The sequence below is a fragment of the Brevibacterium sp. SIMBA_078 genome (assembly GCF_046534565.1).
In the GTDB taxonomy this organism is placed as follows: Bacteria; Actinomycetota; Actinomycetes; order Actinomycetales; family Brevibacteriaceae; genus Brevibacterium.
Map to the genome: position 1 here is coordinate 1 of NZ_JAWRYQ010000632.1, position 233 is coordinate 233.

Consider the following 233-nt stretch of genomic DNA (forward strand, 5'->3'; position numbering starts at 1 on the left):
GGGGTGTGTATCCATTTAAGATTACCCGGCCGCACCTCCCGTGGCAATGTGGTCTTGAAATCGTTGACGAACAGGATTTCAGATGACTTCTGCGCGGGGCGCAACTCGTCTGCAGTGCGCACGACAGTGACATCAGCTTCTGTGTGAAGATTGTCCAGCGGTGGCTCGCTCGATCCGGCCGGGACGATGACGAGGACTGATGGTTTAGACATGTGGCCTCCTGTGGCGACGTC

The 233-nt window shown here is 57.1% G+C and carries 1 pseudogene; it reads right to left on the reverse strand.

Annotated elements, in window-relative coordinates:
• A pseudogene (locus SB749_RS21045) lies at positions 1–212 on the reverse strand (D-2-hydroxyacid dehydrogenase); the annotation flags it as partial.
• Between the last annotated feature and the right edge of the window lie 21 nt (positions 213–233).